The sequence below is a fragment of the Aminobacter sp. MET-1 genome, from assembly GCF_026521175.1.
Lineage (GTDB): Bacteria > Pseudomonadota > Alphaproteobacteria > Rhizobiales > Rhizobiaceae > Aminobacter.
This window is the reverse complement of the sequence record NZ_JAMSHL010000086.1, coordinates 1-280: the sequence shown is the minus strand read 5'-3', so window position 1 is coordinate 280 and position 280 is coordinate 1. Positions and strand designations below refer to the sequence as shown.

Genomic DNA, 280 nt, shown 5'->3' with positions numbered 1-280 from the left:
GGACGGGTGGGTGGAGCTCGGGGGGCCGAAGCGTCGACGACGACTCGATCACGGTGTGACGGGCACGTCCACTTCGATTTCCTCACCCAGACGCACCCCTTCCGCCAGTGGGAGACGGTCTCCGCTCCAGAACTTTCCTGGATCGAACCAGTTGGCTTTCTTGTTTCCCGTCAACAGACCCATCGAGTCGTAGGTCATCGCAACAACTTCGGCGCAGTATGCGGTTTCGAGCGCAGCGCTCTCCTGCGCGTTCTTTCGGAGCGCCGGCACGCGTCCACGG

General features: G+C 62.9%; 1 protein-coding gene. It reads right to left on the bottom strand.

Annotated features, from left to right (window positions below; genetic code table 11):
* Nucleotides 1-48 precede the first annotated feature (48 nt).
* Nucleotides 49-280, bottom strand: a 232-nt coding sequence (locus NDO48_RS29130) for a hypothetical protein (protein WP_267322903.1), incomplete at its 5' end; no start/stop codon positions are given.